A 20,919-nucleotide genomic window follows, 5' to 3' on the forward strand; every position below is an offset into this window, starting at 1 on the left:
TTGACTTCCGTTTCAGTGGGTGGAGCGGACGGGGAACAGGCGGCGAGCAGCAAGGTGAGGCCAGCACCGATCAGGACACGGCCAGGATGACGCTTTTCCATAGACAGCACCTCGTCCCACGACAGAAGGGGTCAGCGCAACCAGACCGGCTGAGGTCAAGGCACTCAATTGTGGGTAACCACAGCCTGCGCTCTGACCTATGGCTTTGCAAGACAACGGCAAAGTTCATGAAGGAATGACTTAGCCACAAGTAGGTCAAGAGCAATGAGAACTGTGGCCCTTCTGTTGGTTGAAGCTAAGCTCGCTTGATGACGCGGCCGGGCGCATGAATACTCTAATTGACGCGATGCTGGACATGCCGCGCACGTCACGGCTGCCGTTGCGGGTCAGGCTGGTAGACCTGAAAGCGCTGGGCGCGGCGGTGCACATGGAGCTGGACCTTGTGGACCGGCGGGTTGAATGCCGGGTGGGGCGGCTTCCCCTAGTGACGGGCGATCATGATCTTCTCCGTCAGGTCATGCAGAATTTGCTGTCGAACGCGCTGAAGTACACCGACCTGCGGGAACTGGCGGTAATCTAGGTCTGGGCGGAAGAGCCCCGCACCAGGTGGTATTTGTGCGGGACAACGGGGCCGGATTCGACCCGAAGTACGCGGACAAGTTGTTCGGGGTATTTCAGCGGCTGCACCGCGCTGACGAGTTCGAGGGCATGGGCGTGGGGTTGGCGAACGTGCGCCGCATCGTCTCCAGACATGGCGGTCGGGTGTCAGCAGGAGGTCAGCCAGGAGGAGGCGCCGTGTTCAGCTTCACCCTCTCGAAGCCGCGTTGAGACTCCGTATGGCGAGCCAGCCGCCGTGGCGCTTCCACAGCGCTTCTGCCATGGCAGCAGCATGAGATGCACACGAATCTTGCTGCCCTGGTCTGTCTCCGAGGATCCTCTGGTTGGTGTTTGACGCTGCCTAACAGAGGGCCCACCGGGTGGGGGCTACCAACTCTACCTAGCCGCCTGTCAGGAAACCGTGTCAACCTTGAGCCCCAATGAGGGTCTTTAACCGGCTGAAGGTCAGCAATTCAATGAGGTCAAGAGCTTTTCACGCGATGGAGATCTGGCCAGTGTTTATCCCGTCTCATGCTGGTCGCTTGATGACGTTCCCAGTTCAGATAAGGCCAGTACGTCTACGAACAATGCATCCGCACTTCGTGTCATCTGGGGAAGGCTGATGCCCCGAAAACTGCGGGACCGCCGCATCGCGGTGCTGGTGACCGACGGCTTCGAGTAGGTCGAACTGACAGTCCCTGTGGCGGCCCTGCGTGCGGCTGGCGCAGCCGTGGACATCATTTCCCTACGCCGGGGACGCATCCGTGGAATGAATCTCCATGAGCCCGCAGGTCGCGTGCGGGTGTCCAGAACCCTGGATGAAGCCACGCCACGGGACTATGACGGCCTCCTGATTCCGGGCGGCTTTATTAACCCTGATCTTCTGCGGCAATCTGCGGCTGCCCGGGAATTCACGCGCGCGTTTGACGCCGTAGGGAAGCCTATCGCCACCCTATGTCACGGCCCATGGCTTCTTGCCTCGGCGGGACGAATGCGCGGACGGACGTTGACCTCCTGGCCGGGCATCCGGGATGATCTCGTTCACGCTGGAGCGACCTGGCTGGATCAGGAGGTTGTGCGGGATGGCAACTGGGTGTCGAGCCGGGGTCCACAGGACATCGCCCCATTCGTCCGGGCGATGCGGGACCTTTTCGCCGGAGCAGGCCCTCTCCCGGTGCAGACCGGGCAGGGAGAATCGTCTCCCCAGCGAGAGACTCCACCTCAGTTGACCGTTGGCGCCCTGAAGTGGTTGCCACGCCCTTCCTTACGGGGAGCCGCTGAACTCGCCGTGCTCGATGTAAGCATCTGGACTATGAGGAGACGACACACCTGACGCAGAAGCTGAGCGCCACGCATATTGCACCATTCAGTGTCACATCAAGGGTGCCCTTTAGATCACTTCCTCCATTGACCGTGTTCCGACTTTTAACAACTCGTTGTCAGGGAGCTGAGCCCTAAATCTTAGGGGCCTGACAAGCGCTCCGCTCGCAGTGGAGCATGAGCCGGTTGGAGGAGCTGAAACAGGTCTGATGGTGGTCATGGGGACGGCTCAGCCCTGCCGCAGCCAGTTGCGGTGAAGCGTCCGCCTGCGCCGAGCGCCTGCCAGCCGCGCACCCCAACAAACCCCGGCAGGTTCAGCAGGATGGCAGCGCGGTGAAGTTGCAGTGGTGCGCGTCGGAGCTGAACCTGGGACACCGGCCAGTCTAGAGAAGTCAGAGCTCTCCTTCACTGTTAGTGGGCCTCATGACCCCAGGCCTCCACGCACCGGACTGTTCCTGGGCGGTGCACAATGGGGCGCATGTCTGCCCCACACGTGCTCGCTTCCCAGCCGCCTGACGTGGATCTGGTCTTCGAGGGTGGGGGCATCAAGGGCATTGCGCTGGTCGGCGCCCTCGAGGTCCTGACTGCACACGGTTACCGGGCGCTACGGGTGGCCGGCACCTCGGCGGGGGCCATCGTGGCGGCCCTTTACGTGGCGGGCTACACGCCGGAGGAGTTGCGCGACGATCTGCTGTCGTTTGCGTTCTCCAGCTTGCGCGATACCGGCTGGGAGGACCGCGTGCCCGTGGTTGGACCACTGCTGAGCCTCGGCCTGGACTTCGGACTCTACGAAGGGGAAGCCCTCGCAGACTGGGTGCGGGAGCGGCTGCTGCGGCGCGGCGTGCAGACTTTTGCCGATCTGCCGACCTTTGAGGGCCAGTGCCGCTTGCAGGTGGTCGTCTCTGACGTGACCGAGCGCCGCATTCTGCTGTTGCCCCGTGACGCAGCTCGGCTAGGCGTATCGCCGGATGAACTGGAGGTTGCTGCTGCGCTGCGCATGAGCGCCAGCTTGCCGCTTTACTTTGAGCCGGTGCGCTGGCGCCATCCCCAGACGGGCCGTGAACACCTGCTGGTAGATGGCGGCTTGCTGTCGAACTTTCCGGTGTGGGCCTTCGACGTGCCAGGCACGCCACGCTGGCCGACCCTGGGCCTGCTGCTGGTGGATGAACACCCGCGTGACGCCCTGGGCGGCGAGCTGCTGCCACCCGAGTCGGGCCTGACCGATTACCTGAAAAGCCTGGTGTCCACGGTATTGCAGGCGCGGGACCGTCAGTATCTGGAATCGGCGGATTTCGTTCGTACCGTTGCAATTCCCAACCTGGGCGTGGGCACCACCGAGTTCGACCTGTCGCCCGAGCGTGCGCTGGCGCTGTACACCTCTGGCCGCGAGGCTGCCGTGCATTTTCTGGAGACCTGAGATTTTGAGGCTTACGTTCGAACCTTCCGGTACGGTGTGTCCCCCGGACGGCGTGAGATGCTGGCGCAGGCATTGAGAAAGGAATGAGCGGGGCTTCCCTCACTCGCATAAGGCTCAGATTGTTGTGTCATTCCGTCTGGATGCGCTGATGAATTAGGCGCGTTTGAACCTGTCGACGCTTTTGGAAAATCGGTGCGTGACTTGTGTTGTATCTCGTCGCTTGTACATGCCTGAATGCTCCGCTTCCCAGATCTACAGGCCTCCTTACCTGGGTTGTCCGTCCCTTTCGTTGATAATCTGCTGTTCCTGAATTTGGAAATCAAGGGGGAGCTCGGCCGTGGAGTGGTCTTTCCCGGACGCCTGTCGTATGGCTTGTCCGGTCTGGATTGCCTGCAATGTTCTTGACCGCGCTAGGGGCCGACGTTGTGGAGCGTGGTTCTAGTGGTTGACGCTCCGAATCAGCCAATGAGTAGAACGCCCCTTTTCTGATTAGAAGCGGCTCCTGTGGAGAATTTAGTGAATGTAATGCTCACTTGGAAGAGCGGCTCCTATTTAAACGACGTTATAGAACATATAAATAGTTGCTTTGGGTTACTTTCATAGGCCTATGCCCGAGCAAGAACATGGGAATTAAAACAGATCCAACACATTTAATCTTGTTGTTTAACGTCAATTAAATAATTGACATGTTTATAGTTGGATGAGACAAATTGCGCTTGAATACCTCAAAAGCACACTCACAGTTGACTGACTAATCAATCGCATGATTGATTGGTCAGTCACAGGAACTAACACGTTTGGAATTGATCTCTCCTCTCTCCTTCAACGCGCTGCAATGCACGCGCCCGCTCCATGCTCTGTGGTAGCCCAACCGGACTTCGGAGCCCAGCCACCAAAACGTTTTACCTCAGGAGGTCCCATGAAAAAACAACTGCAAACTCAACTGACAGTGACGAAACAGCAGCACATTCTCAAAGCTGCCGCCCAGGTCTTCGCCCAGAAGGGATTTCATGCCTCCACTATTAAAGATGTAGCGGCCACCGCTGGCGTGGCTCACGGCTCCGTCTATACGTACTTCGAGAGTAAAGAAGCCCTTCTCTTGGGGCTTTTTAACCTTATGACCGCGCAGGCGCAGACAGTAACCAGGCCCTCCCCTGCCCCCCAGCAAAGCCCACACGCATTCTTAAGCGCCGCTCTACGCCAACCATTGGCCGCATTCACCCACGGCAACGCGGAGCTCTTCCGCATCATTTTATCCGAAGCCCTGGTCAACCGCACCTTCGCAGAGCGGTTCCAAGCCGCCATTCTCGAGCCCATGTTCGACTCAATCAAAGGTTTTCTCAGCCAGATTGTGTTCAGTGAATGGCGGAGCCAGACAGAGCTGGAACTTCAGGTCCGCGCCATGTCCAGTCTGATTTTTGGCGTCATTGTGCAACGCGCCTTGCAAGACGACCTTCTTGAATCGCACTGGGAGGACGTCCCTGATCTGCTCGCCGGCTTGCTGCTCGACGGCCTGAATGGAGTGAAGGTATGACCCTTGCCACTGCCGATTACCTCACCGCCCCCCTCACAACCCTCGCCGGGACCGACATCACTGCCGGGACCTTCAAAGCCAATCCATTCGGTTTCTACCAGCGGCTGCGTGAAGACGCTCCAGTGTTTCCAGTCACGCTCCGTATCGCCAATCGGGCCCAACGGGCATGGCTCGTTACGCGCTACCACGATGTGCTGGCATTACTCAAGGATGACGAGTCCTTTGTTAAAAACCCCCGCAACGCCATGACGCCCGAGCAACTCCGCAAGGCCCCGGGCACAAACTTGCCTGGACCATTCAAGGTGCTGCAAACGGGATTGCTCAGCATTGACGGTGCCGCCCACGACCGCCTCAAGGTGCTTGTACATCAGGCCTTCACGCCTCGAACCGTCGAGCGGATGCGTGGTCTCGCGCAGCAGGCAGCTGATGACGCTCTGGACGCTGCCCAACGCCGTGGATCTGCAGATCTGATCAGCGAGTTTGCCCTGCCCGTCCCGCTCCTGGTTATCGGGCGCCTGCTTGGAGTGCCAGACAAGGATCACAAACGCTTTAGCGCCTGGACCAGAGCGCTCATCTCAATCGGTGACCGCAATCCGCTGCTGGCGGTGCCGTCCATCCTTTCCTTCCTTTCGTATATGCGGCGCCTTGTAAGAGACCGCCGGACGTCACCCCAAAACGATCTCATTTCCGCGCTGGTTATTGCTCAGGAGAAACAGGACGCGTTGAATGACGACGAAATACTCTCCATGATCTTCCTGCTGCTCTCCGCTGGCCACGAAACAACGGTGAATCTGATTGGAAGCGGCGCCCTCGCCCTTATCCAGCATCCGGACCAACTGGAACGGCTCCGGAGCGATCCGGCCCTGATCAAGCCCGCAGTGGAGGAACTGGTGCGCTTCGTCGCTCCTGTCGAGCAAAGTACGGAACGCTACGCTGCGCACGATCTCCAGATTGCTGGCGTCCACATCCCGAAAGGGGAACTGGTTATCGGGGTTCTGGCTTCGGCCAACCGAGACGCGGCTCAGTTCGAGCAACCGAACACGCTGGACCTTGGACGCGCGAACAACAGACATCTCGGTTTTGGGCTGGGCATGCATTATTGCCTTGGCGCGCCCCTGGCTCGCCTTGAAGCGCAGATCGCTCTCGGCACTCTGGTAGACAGGGCCTCGAACCTGCAGCTGGCGGTGCGTGCTGACAGGCTGACGTGGCGCCGGGGCTTTGTTGTGCGAGGTTTAGAGCGCCTTCCAGTCATGCTCTAGTGGGTAGACCTCAACGAATCATTGTATGACTAGCGCCGCTCCCTTCCAACAGGAGTTCTTCCAAACCCCACTGCTCAGGGTGAAGCAGCAAGAAGGCATCGGACGCAGAGGCGGTCACATCGACAGTGCTCACCCTTGAACACGGCGGCACCCTACCCCATCAACTCGCCACAACCTGAGCCAGTTCAACTGTTGCGCTGTTGTATACCCGGTGCGCAGAGTCCCCGGACGCTGTGCTGTTGACACTCACCGAGCTTTGCATGGAGGTCAGGGCCGTCCTCGGCGACACTACGCTCCTGGCCGCTCCGCAGCAGAACTACATCCCTTACGTCGTCGCGCCAGCCACCAGCGGCGGCCGCACCATACTCGAATGCTCGCGCCGGACCACATCTCGAAGTGATCCGGCGCGAGCACCGCATGGTCCGGACCCTCCATCCAGCAGCCTTCGAGCCAAAACCTATGGTGCGCCTCGCCCTGTCGCGGAACGCAGAGCCGTCACCCGGTTGGCCGCAGCAGAGTCACGAACACCTGCACCGCGCTGGACAGCAGCTCTGGCGAGGCGCTCACCACCTCCAGATTGCGGCTCAGGCCCGGCAGATGCACACGCGGGCCAACCAGCACCCCTGACGCCAGCTCCCGCCGGACAATCAGTTCCGACAAAAAAGCCGCCCCCAGACCGCTGATCACGGCTTCCTTGACCGCTTCACTGCCCGTCAGGGTCAGCACGTCCTGGGTAACGATACCCGCACGCTCTAGCGCCGCCCACGCCACTTCACGGGTGCCCGATCCCAGCTCACGCCAGACCAGCCCCAGCCCGCTCAGGTGCGCGGAAGTCAGGGCCTGATGCTGCGCCAGCGGATGCTGCGGGGCCACCACCAGCCGGAGGGTGTCACGGGCGAAAGTTCGCCGCGTCAGATCGGCAGGCAGCGCTCCGGCAGCCCCCTCAATCAGTGCCAGCTCACACGCTCCGCCCATCAGCGCAGCCAGCACCTCCTGGGTGTTGCCCTGTTGAACGCGCAGGGTTACCCCTGGGAAGCGGGCGTGGTACTGCGCCAGCACTTCGGGCAACAGGGCCGCCGCAATGGTGCTGCTGGCCGCGATGTTCAGTGTGCCTGTCTCCAGGCCGCGCAGGTCAGCGGCATAGCGTGTAGCGCCAATCAGCGCACGTTCGGCAGCTACCGCGTGCGGCAGCAGACCCTGACCCGTCGGAGTCAGCCGGACGCCGTAGCGATGGCGGGTCAACAGCGGCTCCCCTACCGCCTGGGTCAGCAGTTTAATCTGGTTGGAGACAGCGGGTTGTGTCAGGTTCAGTTCCACCGCCGCCGCGCTCAGGTTGCCGTGGCGGGCCACCCGCACGAAAGTCAGCAGGTGCTCGGGGTTCAGTGCCATGCTTCAGATATACATGAAATTTAGATTTATATCGCGAAGGTCTATTTGAGTTTATAAAGAGGCGCCCCTAGGCTGAGCTTATGGTTACCCGCCCCTCTGCCCCAGACGCTTTGCTCCCCACCATCAGGAACGTGCTGCGCGGTCTGACGCCGAACTGGTTTACCGCCAGCATGGGCACCGGCATCGTCTCGCTGATGCTGCCCCACCTGCCCCTGCCCGGTACCGCAGCGCTGGGTGAGGGCCTGTGGGTGCTCAACATGCTGATCTTCGCCGTGCTGACTGTGCTGTCGCTCGCCCGCATCGCGCTGTGTCCCGCAGACAGCCGCGCCACCCTGCGCCACCCAGCCCAGAGCATGTTCCTGGGCGCCATCCCGATGGGACTGGCGACCATCATCAACGGTCTGATCGTCTTCGGGGTGCCGCGCTGGGGAATGGACGCGGCGCTGCTGGCCCGCAATCTGTGGATCTTTGACGCGGTCTTGGCGGCAGGAGTGGGCCTGCTGGTGCCGTACCTGATGTTCACCCGCCAGGACCACGCCCTCGAACGCATGACGGCCCTGTGGCTGCTGCCTGTCGTGGCGTCGGAAGTGGCCGCCGCCAGCGCCGGGCAGATCGCGCCGCAACTGGGGACGGTCGCCGCCATACCGCTGCTGTACAGCGGCTACGTACTGTTTGCGCTGTCGGTACCGATCGCGCTGATGATCCTGACCGTATTTATGCTGCGGCTGGCACAACACAAGCTTCCCCCCGCCGAACTGGGCGTGAGCATGTTCTTGCCCCTCGGGCCGCTTGGCACCGGGGCGCTGGCCCTGCTGCAACTGGGCGAGGCCGCCCCCCGCGTGCTGGCCGCGCAAGGCCTGGAGGCATTCAGCCCAGTTCTGACGGGCGCCGGACTACTGGGCGGCCTGATGCTGTGGGGCTTCGGGACCTGGTGGCTGGCCCTGGCCTGCCTGACCACGCTGCGCTTCATCAGGCAGGGCCTGCCCTTTAACCTGGGCTGGTGGGCCTTCACCTTCCCGCTGGGCGTCTTCACCGCCGCCACCTTCAACCTGGGCAGCCTGACCCACCTGGCGTTTTTCACCGGCCTGGGATATGTGTTTGTCCCCCTGCTGGTGATCCTCTGGCTGATGGTCACAGTTCGCACTGCACAGGGGGTCTGGCGTGGGGAGCTGCTGGGAAGCGTCCTCGTCTCGCCTGCCACCGGCCTGCCCCGCGCCTGAGTCCTACACCTGCGCCGCACCCGCATCTCACGGTCTTGGTCCAATCTGCTCAAGTCTGGCACCATCGAGTCAAGCTGAGCAAGATCAGCATGGGGCTATAACTCCCTGACCTTTTGGCGGCGCAGAGGCGATCACCGCGAGGGAAGTCGGGAGCTAGGAAGCACCTGACCGCTGGGCACCGCGTCACCCTTCCCCTACAGCTTGTTACCACCCATTCAACCTCTTGTGGAGCGGCAGGTCGCGCTCCAAATATAGCTGAAGGTCCGAGCCGTCCACAGCGCCCAGAACATCGCATTCAATTCGCCATTTCCAGCCGCAGAGAACTGGTGCAGATTCGCCAACCCCACCGCGCCCCACTCGTCATCTACGAGCATCAGCTTGGAATGAATTCGCGCCCCATGCCGCTGCCCCAAATCGTCTTGTCCTACAAGATCCGCCAGCGTGAAATTGAAATACCCGGCCAGGGCAGAGTGACCTTCAAGGAAGGCCCGGCGTTCCGGCGCGGTATATCGGCGGGTGCCAGGTCTGGGTGCGCGGACAACACTAGGGCGACCTCAACGCCTTGTTGAAGCGCGCCATGGAGCGCCTCAACCGCATCAGAGAGACCTCCTGATATTGATCCCATGTATATCGTCCGACGAGAGCTGAGTGACCCGGCAATACTCCGCGATGATCGTCCATTCATCCGCAGCGATGTCAAATGAACGTCCGCCCACAGGGGTATGACTATCCTGACAGTGATTGGAGTGGATGCTGCGTTGGATCTGAACTTCGACGTGCCCTCGTATAGAGGGTAAGACAGTCGCAAATTGTAGATCAGCGGCATCGTTTCGGCTCCAGATGCCACCTGGGCCGGGCCACACAGTTCAACATAGAGATCGTGATTCTGTCCTGACGCGTGATGCCCAAACCTGGCAAAAGAATGTGGACTGAGGCCACCCGATCAGCGCTGCCAGTGTCCAACACCCAAAGTTTCTGGTGCTAGTAATACCCAGGAGGAGTTCAGTCCCAGCGAACGCTAACCTCGGGATCCAGGTGGCTCAGCTGCTCGAAATGTTCCGGAAGCGCCCCAGAAGGCGTTGATGTGCAGGTTCGCAGTTTGGTCGTCTGGACGCCGGAAGAGCAGCCAGAGATCGATCCCACATTCAGCCGCATGGTTCAGGAAGTTCAGTGGCATCCCCACCTACCGGGAAAAGAAGACGTGGGCCACATGAATGTGATTGCCCTCCAGACGCGGTGTGTGGCGGTCTCGATCGCCGTGCAGACCCGTTCAAAAGCCACCTCGGCGTCTAGGAGCAGGTCAAGCCGATTTGACTGCCGGGTAGGATACGAACCGCTGACACGAAGACGGCATCTGGCATACGTTCCAGTTGAGAATTAGAGGTAGACCAGTCGACTTCCGCTGCAAGGACAGGCCAGTTACAGTCCCATTGGTCAGGAGGCATCATCAACGAGGCCTTTTCGCCCCCTCACGGCTTTGCCGCCTCCGTGCCTTCCCTTTCAGGAGATCCCTACGTTGAGACCTTTGCCCCTCACCGCCGTGATGGCCGGGCTGATCGCCGTGCTGGTCAGCGGCGCCAGCAACCTGCCTCTGTTCGTCCAGATGTTCGACGCTGTGAATTTCACCCCCGAGCAGTCGGTAAGCAGCCTTGCCAGCATGTACATCGCTCTCGCCCTGTCCGGCGCCGCCCTGTGCCTGATCTTCCGCGCACCCATCATCCTCGGCTGGAACACTGCCGGACTCACCGTCCTGATCGCTGAGGGGCCCCGCTTCACGCCCGGGGAGACTGTCGGCGCCCTTCTGCTCGCCGCCCTGATTCTGACCCTCCTTGGGCTGACCGGGCTCTTCGACTGGATCGCCCGTCATCTTCCCCCCCCGCTGGCCGCCGCCCTGCTCGCCGGGGTGCTGTTGCCGTTCGTGCTGCGGGGTCTCACCGCGATTCCAACGGCCCCCGCCCTCCTGATTCCCATGCTCGTCGCCTATCTGCTAGGCCGGGCATTCGCGCCCCGCTGGGCTGTGCCCCTGGCATTGCTTGCAGGTGTGGGGGCAGCCGTGTTTACAGGCGCGGTGCATCCTGGCGGTGCCCTTCTCAACGTGCACCTGACGTTTATCCGCCCCGCTTTCAGCGTGCAGGCCTTTGTCGCGATTACTGTACCCAGCGTGCTCCTGGCGGTCGCCTCCCAACACCTGCCTGGCCTGGCCATCCTGAGCGCCAGTGGGTACCGCCGGGTGCCCCCGCGTCCGCTGGTGGCCCTAACGGGCCTGGCTGGTCTGCTGGCCGCGCTGTTCGGAAGCATTACGCTCAACCTCGGTGCCATCACCGCTGCCATCTGCACCGGACCAGACGCGCATCCTGATCCGGCCAGGCGCTTTGTCGCCGGTCTGACGTGCGCCGCCGGGTACCTGGCACTGGGACTGAATGCTGGGGTGGTCCTGGGGCTGGTCAGTGTGCTTCCGGTACCGCTTCTTCAGGGCCTGGCAGGGCTGGCCCTGCTGGGTCCGCTGCTGCTGGGGCGTGAGGGGACGATGGCCGCCGAACCGCGCTGGCGGGAGGCCGCCCTGCTGACCCTGGTGCTCACCGCCTCGGCATTCACCTGGCTGGGGGTGAGTGCCCCGGTGTGGGGCCTGGGCCTGGGGTGGTGTCTGGCCGCCGTGCGCGGCTGGCATGAGCGCCAGTTGGTGAGCGCGTGAGCCGTGACGGCCAGCCCTCTGCCTTTACGAGACAGCTGGCCCGCACTTAGCGGTCACTGGTTGTGGCCAGTGGTTGGCTGCGAGGTGGCAGAGAAGAGTAGAAGGACAGGCGGCCTGTCGTACCGTTTCTGGCCACGTCGTGACGGCAACATTCTGGTAACGGCGACAGTGAAGCCCCTCAGCGTTCAGGGTCTGGCCTCGAGGAGGCCGAAATTCTGACCAAATCGCAAAGGAACAATGGTGTCGGACAGGTTTTGCTGCGCTACCCCAGATCACTACGGCCTGATTGTGGGGACCAGCTCAGCAAGAGGCAGCAAACCGCCCAGACGCCGCCGAACAGGACCAACTCCGGACGCGACGCCGTCCAGCTTTCGTGACTCGGAAAGCACAACGCCTCCATCGGATCTTCACCTACAACAGGCAGTGCGCCACCCGCGAGAGTGCTCACGCTTTCCTTTCGAATGGCCATCTTCGTGGCATAGGACACAAGGGCGAACTCGGCCGCCCACTGCAGGATGGCGAGCACGGTGGGCTCTTTGAGTTCTGGTAACCACGTTTTCCGTTACTTCCCCAGCGTGGCCTACGTTTTCAATCAGTAAGGGACGTCCTGGCGGGGTTCCTAAATCTCGGGCAGTGCGCTCATCGTCCACAGGGCTTGTTGCCCGCTGCTGCCTCCACCAGCACTTCCAGCGGCAGCGCCTCAATACGCCGCCCATCATGGGTGTCCATGGGCACGGCCATGCACAGGGCATTCAGGATTGCCTCTTCCGTTGCCTCAATGACCGCCTGAAACAGTGGGGAGATCAGATCATTAGGCAATTCCAGCGGGGACCAGGCCGCGGCCCGTCTGTCTGGCGTGCGCCGCACCGAGGGGGCCGTTGAAAACGCCAGCGCGTAGTCTCCACTGCCGTTGGTCATGGCCGAACCGGTCCGGCCCATTCCCAGAAAAGACCGGGCAGCCAGACGGCGCAGGTTGCGGTCCGACAAAGGCGCGTCCGTGGCGATAACGAACACCACCGAACCGTCCGCGTCCCCCTGATCCAGCTCGCCGCGCAGGTAGTGCTGTCCCATCAACTGTCCAATCGGCAGCCCAGCCACCTGCAAGACGCCGCCAAAATTCACCTGCGCCAGAACCCCCACCGTGAACCCGCCCAGTGCCGGTGGGAGCACGCGCGAACCCGTGCCGACGCCTCCCTTCCAACCGAAGGCCACTGTCCCCGTCCCCGCGCCGACGCAGCCCTCGTGCACCGGGCCGCCGCGTGCCACGTCAAGTGCGCGCATGGCGTGTGCGGGCGTCACGACCCGCGCACGGATGTCGTTGACGACGCCGTCATTCGTCTCGCCCACCACAGCGTTCACACTTAAGGCTTGTGGATTGCGGTCCAGCGTCCAGTCCACTGTGCCCTGCATCACCGGCGCGACGCTCAAGGTATTGGTGAGGAGGACAGGCGTCTCCAGTTCACCCAGTTCCTGCACCTGGGTCAACCCGGCGAACTTGCCGAAGCCATTACCTATAGCGACACCGGCGGGAACCCGGTCCTCGAACAGGTTGCCAGAGTGGGGCACAATGGCCGTTACACCCGTTCGAACCATGGGATCGGCGATCAGGGTTTCGTGACCCACGAGGACCCCAGCCACGTCGGTGATGGCGTTGTGTGGACCGGGAGGCAGGATGCCGGGAGCAATACCCAGCTGACGCAGGCGACGCCGGGCGGAAGTCGAAGCGTGGAGCATACATGACGCTAGCAAACGGCGTGTGCATGAACCTTCTCGTCCTTCATACGCAAAGCAGTGACAGGCTCAAGCAAAAGTGATGATCTGGACTGAGCTCTCACGAGCGGACCAGGAACCAGGGCAATTTGCCCCCCTTCAGCTAAGTTCGGCGCGGCGGTAAGGGAGCGACGATCCTGAGCCCCAAACACTCAGGCGCAGAGAGAAGCCCAATGGAAAATCAGCAGGAGAGCGGGTACATCAGCCGCCGCGCACCGGAGTATATGCAGGCATCCACCGGACCAACCCACTGCCAAGCCCGCGCGCAGCAATGTCTTCTCGCTCTCACGGGGAACACGCCAGCTCATCTCTTTGAGGTTGACTTGACAAGGCCATCTCACAGACGCATCGTCAACCCGTACGGTTCCGTTTGAAGATTTAAACAACCAAAGAACCCCCCGCGCCAAGCGCACGCCCTTCCTGCTCCGCCCGCATCAGCGACAAGGCCGAACTCCTATCGGCCACTATGGTTCGGGAGCCCGACGCCCTTGACCTCCTTGGCCATCTCTCACCACGCTCGAAGACCCTCGCACGACTCGTGGCCCTCTTCCTCCTCACCGTCAGCGAAGGAGCGAACCCATGACCAGCACCACGGACGTCTTGATCTCCGGCGCCGGCCCCACCGGCCTCTTCCTCGCCCTGTGGCTCACCCGGCTGGGCGTGCGTGTCCGCATTGCCGACCCCAAACCCGGCCCCGTGCAGGAGACGCGCGCCATCGCCGTGCAGGCCCGCACGCTCGAGTTCTACGATCAGCTCGGTCTCGGGGACGAAGCCATGCGGCGCGGGCGGCACTTCGATCGCCTCAACCTTTTCGTGCGCGGCCAGTGGCGAGGCGCCGTTCGCCTGCGCGGCGTCGGTGACGACCTCACCCCACACCCCTACCTGTACATCCTCACGCAGGACCAGAATGAGGCACTCCTCGTCGAGCACCTTTGCGGGCTCGGCGTCGCGATCGACTGGAATACCGAGGTCACCACGGTCACCCAGGACAACGAGGGCGTGACCGCCACGCTGGAACGCGACGGACCGCCTGAGGTCGTCCACGCCCGCTACGCCGCCGGATGCGACGGCGTCCGCAGCGCTGTCCGTCATGCCCTCGGCATCCCCCTCAGCGGCGGCACGTACCAGCAGCGTTTCTACGTCGCGGACATCACCCTCAGCGGCAAGGTCCGCGAGGGAGATGTGAACCTCAGTCTCGACGACGACCACTTCCTCGCGTTTTTCCCGATGCCCGAGCCGGATCGTCACCGCGTCGTCGGTCAGCTCGGCCCGGACGCCCCGCAGAACGCCACATTCGAGGCGGTCCGGGACGAATTAGAAGCGAACGGGCTTGCCCACATGGAACGGCTGCACTGGTTCAGCACCTACCGGGTGCACCACCGCGTCGCGGACCGCTTCCGGGTGGGGCGCACTTTCATCCTCGGAGACGCCGCGCACGTCCACACGCCTGTCGGCGGACAGGGCATGAACACCGGCCTAGGCGACGCCGCCAACCTCGCGTGGAAGCTCGCGCAGACCGTGCACAGCGGCCTGGAGAACCTGCTGGACACCTACGAGACCGAACGTCGCCCATTCGCCGTCTCGCTCGTGAACACCACCGACCGCGTCTTCACCGGCATTGTCCAGAACAGTCTCGGCGCGCGTTTCGTGCGGCTCGCCGCCATCCCGACCCTGCTGCCCCTCCTGACCAGCGCCGAGGCCGTGCGGCGCCTGCTGTTCCTCACCGTGTCTCAAACGCGCCTGCACTATCCGACGAGCCCGCTGAGCCAGGGCGCGGCGGGGCGCGTCCGCGGCGGAGACCGACTGCCCTGGCTGTCGCTCACGGACGGACGCAGCAACTACGACGCGCTGCGCGCCCTCACCTGGCAGGTGCACACGTACGGCCCACCCGCCCCGGAATTCCTCGCGTGGTGCACCCAGCATGACCTACCCCTGCACGTGTTTCCCAGCACCCGCCGGTCACGACGCGCTGGCCTCTCCCCCCACGCGATCTACCTTGTGCGGCCCGACGGATATGTCGGCCTCGCCTGCCCCACCGTTGACCTTGACGCGCTCGACGCATACGTCAACCGCTGGGTCCGTGTGCCGCACAACAACTCTTTCGACGGGCGAACCGCCCTTTCGGTTTGACCTGGAGCTCACGTGAGTCACCAGCGGAACGGTTTGCAGCATTCCTGAGCCGCTCTGGCCAATGTACTCCACCCCTTAGGATGCCGGTCACAAAGCAGATCCCTGTGCTCCTGCCTGAGCGCGAGAAGCCTGAACTACAGGCCGTCAGGCAGAGGCCCCAGTCCGCTGCGACGCCACGGTCTGACACACGAAGTGGGCGAGTTCACGCTCACGGGTGGTGATCAGCGTGCTAGAGGTCATCGGCTCGCCGACGCTGCGTTCAAGCCAACGGACGTGCCAATAGTGGCAGGAGAAGTCTGGGGTCTGCAGATGACCTCAGATTACTGTGGGATTTCAGTCACTGCGCAGGATCTCCACCCCGTAGGCTTGCTTTCCGCAGTTCGCAGTATGCTCATCAAGCGTCCCCCTATGCCCACACCTGACACCTCCTCTCGATTGTGGCTCGACACGCTGATTGCCCCTGCCTGGATCACTGAAGCCCAGGGCGGCGTGATCTATGCCAACCGTGCCCTTTTGAAGTACAGCGGTCTGAGCAGCGAAAGCCTGGAAGCGAGCTTCCCGGAACTCCTGTTTCCAGAGGACCGTGAGGAGGCGCTGACGATCTGGAAGGGCTCCCGGGAGGAGGGCAGGTCCGGCGAGCATGCGGTGCGATTGCTCGATCAGGATGGCCGCCCACGCTGGTTTTGCGTGCAATTTCAGCCTGTGGCCGGGACACCCGGCCGCTGGTTGGCGGTTGCGCATGATATCCACGCCCTCAAACTCGTCGAGGAGCAGTCCGCCCGCGTGCAGGCGGTCACGGCCGAGCTGTCCCAGGCGCACGACCAAGCGGGGATCCTCGCAGCCCTGCCGCTGTGCGCCCGGGTCATGGACGCTCCGCGGGCCAGCGTTACTGTGCTGCATGCGGCGGAGCGTGAGCTGCATCTGGTGGGCGCCCACGGCTACCCTGAGGAGAGCTTGGGGGCCTTCCGGGTCCTGGACGCTGCGGTGTCCGTGCCAGCCGCCGACGTGATGCGCACCGGGGCGCCACTGATCCTGTCCGGCGAAGCGTTCGCGGCGAGCTACCCCCACCTCGTTGGGAAACAGGACATGCCCTCGGGAACGCTGGCCCTGCTGCCCCTGATCGCAAACGGGATCCCAGTCGGGGTGCTGACGCTGGGCTTCCTGGAGGCGCGGGAGGTAGAGGCCGCCGACCAACGCTTTATGCTGCTCCTGGCCGAATTGCTCGCGCAGGCTCTGGAGCGTGTCCGCCTGTTCGAGGAGGAGCGGGCCACCAGAATCAAGACTCGCTCGATGCTCAACGCTGTCCCTCAACTGGTGTGGACCTCGCGCCCCGACGAGGCCCCCATGCACTTCAACCGCCCCTGGGCCGAGTACACCGGGCTGGGGGAGATGCTGGACCGGGACGCCTGGAGAGATGCCTGGAGACAGGTCATTCATCCTGACGACCGGGCGACGGTGCAGGCAGCCCGCGCCGAGGGCATCGCCAAGGGGCAGGTATACATCTGTGAAGTGCGATTCCGGCGACATGACGGCGCGTACCGGTGGCACGAAGCGACGGTACATCCCCTGGAGGGCGGCGAGTGGCTGGGGGTGGCCATCGACATTCACGACCGCAGAGAGGCCGAGCTTGCCCAGGCCCAGAGCGAGGCGCAGCTCTCCGCAGTGCTTGACGCGCTGCCCGTGGGCGTGTTGATCGCCGATGAGACGGGGCGTCTGGTGCGCGATAACGCTGCACACCGGGAACTGTGGGGCATGGCGCCCCAGACGACGAACTGGGAGGGGTACGGCGAGTGGGTCGGCTGGTGGCCAGACACCGGGAAGCGCCTGGAGGCCGACGAGTGGGCCATGACCCGGGCGCTGCTGGAGGGCAAGACGGTGCGGGGTGAACTGGTGGAATACCAGCCGTTCGGTTCGGTGGAGCGACGCTTTTTTCTGAACAACGCCGCGCCGATTCACGACGCCGTGGGACGGCTCATCGGCGGTGTGGTGGCCGAGCAGGATGTGACGGCGCAGGTGGCCGCCGAGCGGGCGCTGCGAGAGAACGCCGAGCGCGTCCAGTTGGCGCTCGCGGCCGGGGCCATCCTGGGCACGTGGTTCTGGGACCTGCGCAGCGACCGCTTCACGGTCGATGAGGGATTTGCCGTCAACTTTGGCCTCGACCCTGCGGTCGGGCGCGAAAGACTGAGCCTGGAACAGGTCATTGCCACCGTGCACCCGGAGGACCGGGCCGGGCTGATTGCCGAGATCAATGAGGCGATCCGTTGCGGGGGCCCCTACACGCACCAGTACCGGGTGCGGCGTCGCGACGGTCGCTACTACTGGATTGAGGCCAGCGGCCGGGTGGACCACGCCGAGGACGGCACGCCCCTGTCGTTCCCCGGCGTGTTGCTGGATCTGGAGGAGCGGCGGGCCATGCTGAGCGCCTTGCGCGAGAGCGAGACGCGCTTCCGTGAACTGGCCGACCACATCAGCCAGTTCGCGTGGACCGCCGATGCCAGCGGTTCGATCTCCTGGTACAACCAGCGCTGGTATGACTACACCGGCACGACGCTGGAGCAGATGCAGGGGTGGGGCTGGCAGGCAGCGCATCACCCTGACCATGTGGAGCGGGTGCTGATGAAGTTCAGGCGTGCGGTCGAGGCGGGAGAAGCGTGGGAGGACACCTTCCCGCTGCGGGGCAAGGACGGCACGTACCGCTGGTTCCTCTCACGTGCCCTGCCCATCCGTGACCAGGGCGGCCAGGTGATGCGCTGGTTCGGCACCAACACCGACGTGACCGAGCAGCGGGAGACCCAGGCCCAACTCCTTGAATTAAACATGTCGCTGGAGGCGCGGGTGGCCGACCGCACCCGCGAACTCCAGGCAGCCAACGAGGAGTTGGGTGCCTTCGCGTATACCGTGTCTCACGACTTGCGCGCCCCCGTGCGACATGTGAGCTCCTTCGCGGGTCTGCTGCGCAGGAAGATCGGCGACCAGCCCGGTCTGCTGCGGTACGTCGAACAGATCGAGGGGGCCGCGGCCCGTATGGAGACGCTGACCGACGCCTTGCTGGGTCTAGCACGGGCGGGCATGACGGAGCTGAACAAGACCGACGTGGACTTGGGCGCACTGGTCGCAGCCGTGCGTGACGATCTCGCTGCGGAAGTGATGGAGCGGAAGGTAACGTGGCAGGTGGGTGACCTGCCGACTGTGCGGGCCGACGCGGGCCTGCTGCGCCAGGTGTTCGCCAATCTGCTGGGCAATGCGCTGAAGTACAGCCGGGGCCGCGAGGAGGCTGCCGTGGAGGTGTGGGTGGAAAACACCTCGGTGGAAGTGACTGTTGCGGTGCGGGACAATGGGGCGGGCTTCGATCCGGGGCAGGCTTCCAAACTGTTCGGGGTGTTTCAGCGGCTGCACCACCAAGACGAATTTGAAGGGACTGGCGTGGGCCTGGCGAACGTCAAGCGTGTGGTTGAGAAACACGGCGGACGGGTCTGGGCCGAAGGACGCTTGGGCAAGGGCGCCACCTTCTTCTTTACCCTGCCCCACGCATAGCCTGGGAGTTGTCGGCCCTACGGCTCCTGGTGTCGTGTGGCCCACCCTCTGGCTGACGGCCAGCACCTGACGGCCCGACCAATGAGAAAATGTGCCGGTGAATTGGGAAAGCAGGGGCGTCTGGCAAAGGAGCCGTACGCATTTTTGAGAATGTCCCGCTCCTGGCGGGTGATTTCCTTCCCTCGTTCAAAAGCTTTCAGGCAAAGATCTTCCGCCCTGAGCACGGCCCAGAATAGGGCGTCCCCCTCACTCCGCCAGGCGGCGGAGCGTCAGCAGGCGCAGCAACAGGGTGGCGCGGTCCACCGGACGGGGCAGCGGCGGTCTGACCCCCAGCGCGGCGCCCATCAGAGGGGTGCGCCGCAGGGCGCCGAGGGCGCTTCGGACTGGATTCTTCCGGTCCGGCCCAAGTCGGTCCAGCAGGGCCATGACCGTCTCTGGCGGAACGAACTCGTCCAGGCGGCTGTGGCCCGTGCCCAGTTGCCGTTTTAGGGCACCGCGGTGACGCAGCAGTTCGGCGTTCCAGTCGGGGGCGTAGCCTGAAACGCGCGCCAGCGGCACGCTCAACAGTCCAGGATCCAGCGCCAGCAGCGCCCCCTTGAACAACGTCTTCTCGCGAATCAGCTGCCTGGGCAGGGTCTGCATGAAGTCCAGCAGCTGGCCATCCAGCAACGGGAGATGAACAGGGGCCACCCGGCCTGCAAACTGCTCACGCCACGGCATCAGCCGGCGCGGCCCCAGCTGTTCAAGGTAAGTCAGGGTTTCGAGCTGCGTGGGGTCCAGTCCAGAAGGCAGCCGCTGGGTGAGTGCCTGCAGCTCGCCGCCATACGCGTCACGCAACCGGGCGTAGTCACCTTCCTGGAGGACGCCCTGCAACCCGGACAACGCCTGAGCATCAGGCAGGCGGGCGTGCTGCAGCAGTTCCGTCATCGTCTGCGCGGGCCGGTCGTACCAGCCGAACAGCTGTTCGCCCGCAAAGATGGCACTGGGCGCGTGTTCGGCCAGTTCGGCCCAGGCGTCAGCCTCATCGCAGAAATTGGCGACGCCCTGACCCCACGCCGCGTTCCGCTGCAGGGTGGCGTCCAGGTCCCCGCGGTAGGCCTGCAAGGTCACGTGCCGCGCGCCATACTGCCGGGCCAGCTGACCGGCGACGTCCGCGTCACTGTCCATCCGCGGCGGGCCATCGCTGTAGGCGAAGGTGTGAATCTCGCGCCCCGAACCGCTCAGCAGCGACAGCAGCCCGCGCGAATCGTAGCCCCCGCTGAGGGACAGAAAGACGCGCGGCCCGGCCCGTCTGAGGCGCCGGTCCACCGCCGCGCGCAGCAGGCCGGCCAGTTCAGCCTGCAGCTCGGCAGCCGGACGACGTGACGGCGGCCCGAAACTGAAAGTCCAGTAGGGCCGTGAGGTCACGCCCTCAGGCTTCAGGTCATGGACGCACACGCGCTCGAGTGACCGCACGCCCTGGTAGACGGTCAGGTCGCCGAGCATAACCCCGCTGGCCAGGGCACAGGCCACTCCAGCCGGGCTCAACGGACGCTGGGTGAATGCCGGTTGGTTGAGGTCAGTGGACACCAGCAGCTTCCCGTCCTGCTGGGCGGCATACACCTTCACAGAACCGATCCGGTCCGTCACGGCCCAGATGTGGCCAGCCTGCTGGTCCACCAGGATCAGGGCGAACGAGCCTTCCAGGTGATCGGCAAAGGTGAGGCCGTGACGCATATACAGGCTGAGGACATCCTGCAACTCGTGGCTGTACAGGACGCCCCGCAATACCACGGCCAGGCCACGCTGCGGCAGGACCAGGGACGCAGCCCCCACGCCGCCGAAGTCCACCCAGGTCTGGCTCAGGGCAAAAGGTTGATCGAGTCGGTGGGGCAGGGTCAGTTCAGCTGTGTCCGCCACACCTTGGGGCAGTCGGCTCAACCGAAGCGTGAAGCCCTTACGAGTGATTTGCGCCTTGGTCCTGGGGCTTCGGGTCTCCACTGGTCACAGACTATCCCACGCCGCTCCATTCCCCCTAGGTTCCCTGGCCACCGGCATGGCTAAACAGCTGGGTTGCT

At 63.5% G+C, this 20,919-nt stretch carries 14 protein-coding genes; 10 read left to right on the plus strand and 4 right to left on the minus strand.

Features of this window, described 5'->3' with window-relative positions; all coding sequences use genetic code 11:
- Window positions 1-325 precede the first annotated feature (325 nt).
- From HNQ08_RS28085 to HNQ08_RS09170, 3 genes are all read left to right on the plus strand, one after another.
- Complete coding sequence (locus HNQ08_RS28085; RefSeq protein WP_342355690.1) at window positions 326-580, plus strand: hypothetical protein; 255 nt, start codon at window positions 326-328, stop codon at window positions 578-580.
- A gap of 35 nt (window positions 581-615) precedes the next feature.
- Complete coding sequence (locus tag HNQ08_RS28090) at window positions 616-828, plus strand: sensor histidine kinase (RefSeq protein WP_342355691.1); 213 nt, start codon at window positions 616-618, stop codon at window positions 826-828.
- A 457-nt stretch (window positions 829-1,285) separates the two neighbouring features.
- Complete coding sequence (locus HNQ08_RS09170) at window positions 1,286-1,930, plus strand: type 1 glutamine amidotransferase domain-containing protein (RefSeq protein ID WP_268240002.1); 645 nt, start codon at window positions 1,286-1,288, stop codon at window positions 1,928-1,930.
- Between the two features lie 203 nt (window positions 1,931-2,133).
- Here HNQ08_RS09170 and HNQ08_RS09175 read toward each other — a convergent pair whose 3' ends face one another.
- A complete protein-coding gene (locus tag HNQ08_RS09175) occupies window positions 2,134-2,292 on the minus strand; it encodes a hypothetical protein (protein ID WP_184130450.1) in 159 nt (52 codons plus the stop codon).
- Window positions 2,293-2,395: 103 nt separating this feature from the next.
- Here HNQ08_RS09175 and HNQ08_RS09180 point away from each other — a divergent pair, with 103 nt between their 5' ends.
- From HNQ08_RS09180 to HNQ08_RS09190, 3 genes are all read left to right on the plus strand, one after another.
- Window positions 2,396-3,334 carry a patatin-like phospholipase family protein gene (locus HNQ08_RS09180; protein WP_184130453.1) on the plus strand — a complete coding sequence of 313 codons (939 nt, stop codon included), beginning with the start codon at window positions 2,396-2,398 and terminating at the stop codon, window positions 3,332-3,334.
- A gap of 919 nt (window positions 3,335-4,253) precedes the next feature.
- Window positions 4,254-4,868 (plus strand): TetR/AcrR family transcriptional regulator, encoded by a 615-nt coding sequence (locus HNQ08_RS09185; protein ID WP_184130456.1) that lies wholly within the window; start codon window positions 4,254-4,256, stop codon window positions 4,866-4,868.
- Window positions 4,865-6,127 (plus strand): cytochrome P450 family protein, encoded by a 1,263-nt coding sequence (locus tag HNQ08_RS09190; RefSeq protein WP_184130459.1) that lies wholly within the window; start codon window positions 4,865-4,867, stop codon window positions 6,125-6,127. The genes HNQ08_RS09185 and HNQ08_RS09190 overlap by 4 nt, the downstream gene beginning before the upstream one ends.
- 495 nt (window positions 6,128-6,622) lie before the next feature.
- On the opposite strand, the gene HNQ08_RS09195 is transcribed toward HNQ08_RS09190, so the two are convergent.
- Window positions 6,623-7,516, minus strand: coding sequence for a LysR family transcriptional regulator (locus tag HNQ08_RS09195; protein WP_184130462.1), 894 nt, complete (start codon window positions 7,514-7,516; stop codon window positions 6,623-6,625).
- 80 nt (window positions 7,517-7,596) lie between these two features.
- On the opposite strand from HNQ08_RS09195, the gene HNQ08_RS09200 reads away from it, so the two are divergent.
- On the plus strand, window positions 7,597-8,736 hold the full coding sequence (locus tag HNQ08_RS09200; RefSeq protein ID WP_184130465.1) for a TDT family transporter: 1,140 nt from the start codon (window positions 7,597-7,599) through the stop codon (window positions 8,734-8,736).
- Between the two features lie 1,525 nt (window positions 8,737-10,261).
- Entirely contained in the window at window positions 10,262-11,428 is a 1,167-nt protein-coding gene (locus HNQ08_RS09205) for a benzoate/H(+) symporter BenE family transporter (RefSeq protein ID WP_229789864.1), read from the plus strand.
- Between the two features lie 639 nt (window positions 11,429-12,067).
- Here the strand turns inward: HNQ08_RS09205 and HNQ08_RS09210 are convergent.
- Window positions 12,068-13,162: a DmpA family aminopeptidase gene (locus tag HNQ08_RS09210; protein ID WP_184130468.1), complete on the minus strand. Its 1,095-nt coding sequence runs from the start codon at window positions 13,160-13,162 to the stop codon at window positions 12,068-12,070.
- Between the two features lie 615 nt (window positions 13,163-13,777).
- Between HNQ08_RS09210 and HNQ08_RS09215 the strand changes: the two genes are divergently transcribed.
- Both HNQ08_RS09215 and HNQ08_RS09220 read left to right on the plus strand, forming a co-directional pair.
- Window positions 13,778-15,328: an FAD-dependent monooxygenase gene (locus tag HNQ08_RS09215; RefSeq protein ID WP_184130471.1), complete on the plus strand. Its 1,551-nt coding sequence runs from the start codon at window positions 13,778-13,780 to the stop codon at window positions 15,326-15,328.
- Window positions 15,329-15,736: 408 nt separating this feature from the next.
- Window positions 15,737-18,862 (plus strand): PAS domain-containing protein, encoded by a 3,126-nt coding sequence (locus HNQ08_RS09220; RefSeq protein ID WP_184130487.1) that lies wholly within the window; start codon window positions 15,737-15,739, stop codon window positions 18,860-18,862.
- 246 nt (window positions 18,863-19,108) lie between these two features.
- Here HNQ08_RS09220 and HNQ08_RS09225 read toward each other — a convergent pair whose 3' ends face one another.
- Window positions 19,109-20,842 carry an asparagine synthase-related protein gene (locus HNQ08_RS09225; RefSeq protein WP_184130490.1) on the minus strand — a complete coding sequence of 578 codons (1,734 nt, stop codon included), beginning with the start codon at window positions 20,840-20,842 and terminating at the stop codon, window positions 19,109-19,111.
- Window positions 20,843-20,919: the final 77 nt, after the last annotated feature.

It is taken from the genome of Deinococcus humi (assembly GCF_014201875.1).
GTDB classification, from domain to species: Bacteria; Deinococcota; Deinococci; order Deinococcales; family Deinococcaceae; genus Deinococcus; species Deinococcus humi.

Coding starts and splice junctions, on each gene's coding strand:
- HNQ08_RS28085 (WP_342355690.1), top strand. CDS start 326: ATGAATACTCTAATTGACGCGATGCTGGACATGCCGCGCACGTCACGG.
- HNQ08_RS09180 (WP_184130453.1), top strand. CDS start 2,396: ATGTCTGCCCCACACGTGCTCGCTTCCCAGCCGCCTGACGTGGATCTG.
- HNQ08_RS09185 (WP_184130456.1), top strand. CDS start 4,254: ATGAAAAAACAACTGCAAACTCAACTGACAGTGACGAAACAGCAGCAC.
- HNQ08_RS09190 (WP_184130459.1), top strand. CDS start 4,865: ATGACCCTTGCCACTGCCGATTACCTCACCGCCCCCCTCACAACCCTC.
- HNQ08_RS09195 (WP_184130462.1), bottom strand. CDS start 7,516: ATGGCACTGAACCCCGAGCACCTGCTGACTTTCGTGCGGGTGGCCCGC.
- HNQ08_RS09200 (WP_184130465.1), top strand. CDS start 7,597: ATGGTTACCCGCCCCTCTGCCCCAGACGCTTTGCTCCCCACCATCAGG.
- HNQ08_RS09210 (WP_184130468.1), bottom strand. CDS start 13,162: ATGCTCCACGCTTCGACTTCCGCCCGGCGTCGCCTGCGTCAGCTGGGT.
- HNQ08_RS09215 (WP_184130471.1), top strand. CDS start 13,778: ATGACCAGCACCACGGACGTCTTGATCTCCGGCGCCGGCCCCACCGGC.
- HNQ08_RS09220 (WP_184130487.1), top strand. CDS start 15,737: ATGCCCACACCTGACACCTCCTCTCGATTGTGGCTCGACACGCTGATT.